This is a genomic window from Streptomyces sp. NPDC048462 (assembly GCF_043200175.1).
Lineage (GTDB): Bacteria > Actinomycetota > Actinomycetes > Streptomycetales > Streptomycetaceae > Streptomyces.
The window spans coordinates 1-1,784 of record NZ_JBICXG010000067.1; the positions used below are offsets into that span (position 1 = coordinate 1).

1 protein-coding gene is annotated in these 1,784 nt (G+C 67.9%); it reads right to left on the minus strand.

Annotation, left to right across the window (positions count from 1 at the left end):
• Positions 1–42: 42 nt before the first annotated feature.
• The gene (locus ACGFU6_RS39245; RefSeq protein WP_393617401.1) at positions 43–1,695 is read right to left on the minus strand and encodes an IS1182 family transposase; all 1,653 of its coding nucleotides are present in this window, start codon (positions 1,693–1,695) and stop codon (positions 43–45) included.
• Positions 1,696–1,784 lie beyond the last annotated feature (89 nt).

Sequence of the window (1,784 nt, forward strand, 5' to 3'; positions counted from 1 at the left end):
GGATGCTGTTGGCGAATGCCCCTTCGTTCCGCCCCATCGGATTTATCCGGTGGGGCGGAGTGCTGCGAAGTGTGAGGTGCGTGTTGGGGCGAGTGGGGTGCCTGTGAGCCAGGCGTCGAGGCGGGTGAGGTTCATTCCTGCTGCGGTCAGCAGGTGTTGCAGGTGGGTTTTGGGATGGCCTCGGTAGCGGGATCTGCGCAGCCCGAAGGCGCGGACACCCTGGGAGATGGTGCCTTCGATTCCGGCGCGGTGTTTGTAGCGTTGCTTCCATGGGTCGGTTTGTTGGTCGCGCCGGGCTGTGCGGAGGGCTTCGTGTTCGTCGCGGTGCCGCAGGGTGATCTCGCGTCCCATGTAGGTGACACCGCGGGTGCACTGGTCGCGTGAGGGGCAGGGGCGGCAGTCCGCGGGTGAGAATCTGGCGCGGATCACGGGGCCTGACGAGCGTCGCCCGTCGTGCTGCCACTGTCTGCTGGTCCTGCCGTTCGGGCAGGTCACCTGCTTGTTGTCCCAGTCGACGGCGAAGTCGTCGATGGTGTAACCGTTGTTCGCGGCGGCCTGCCAGCCGGTGTTGGCGCCGGCCGGTCCCACCAGTTCGATGCCATGGTCACGGCATGCGGACACCAGGTGTGCGGCATCGACGTAGCCGGCGTCGACCAGATGGACATCAGGCAACAGGTCCCGGCGGGCGAGAGCGTCGTGGATCTTGTCGGTGACCTGGACGTCGGCAGTGGCCGCTGTGGTGGTGATGACCTCGGTGATCAGGTGTGGGGCATCGGGTTCGCAGGTCTCGGTCAGATGAACCTTGTAGCCGCACCAGGCCCGGTCGCGTTTGGCCCCGTTGCGGGCGTCCGGATCATAGGCCGAGCGGATCCGTAACTGCCCAGGCGGGCAGTCCTTCGGCTTGCGCCAGCTCACCTCACCGCCGCTGACCTGGTATTCCTGCACCCACATCTGCCGCAGGAACTCCACGGCCGGCAGCTCCCGCAGCCAGGCAGGCGCGTCAACGGACCACACAGCTTGGAGGAGCGTCATGCCGTCCTGGCCGACCTGTTCGGCGTGGCTGAGCCGGGCAGCCCAGCGGCTGGGGAACTTCGTGTCCTCCGGCCGGGCGGAGTACCGGTCGAACCACTCCGGCGGCGTCCGCTCGGCCAGCCACTGCGGAGCCGCGACCGCCAGTGCGTTCAGTGCCGCTCGCATCGCCTCGACCACGGACTCCAGCCGGTTCACCTCCCGCACCGCCGCCAGCACATGCGTGGCATCACTGCGCTGACGTCCACCGGCCTTGAGCAGCCCGGCCGCCGAAACGCTCTCCAGGACCGCATCCAGCACCCCGGCCTCGACGCCACCGGCGATGAGCCGACCGCGAAACTCGCTCAGCACGGAGAAATCGAAGCCCGGATCGGTCAGCTCCAGCCCGAGCGCGTACTTCCAGTCGATCCTGGAGCGCACCGCGTGAGCGGCCTGCCGGTCCGACATCCCTTCGGCGAACTGCAACACCAGCACCATCGCCAACCGGGCCGGCGACGCCGCAGGCCGCCCCCGGCCCGAGAAGAGACCCGCGAACTCCCCATCGGTGAAGACCGGCCCGAGCACATCTCTCACCCGGACTGCCAAGCACCCCTTCGGGAAGGCCGCGCGGGCCACCCTGACCGTCTCCTCCGGCACCTCGCCAGGCACACCAGGACGCAACGACATCTGCCCACCCCAAACACAACGTCGGCCTGACCCACCAACGAGATGGATCAGGCCGACGTCACGACGAAGGGGCATTCGCCAACAGCATC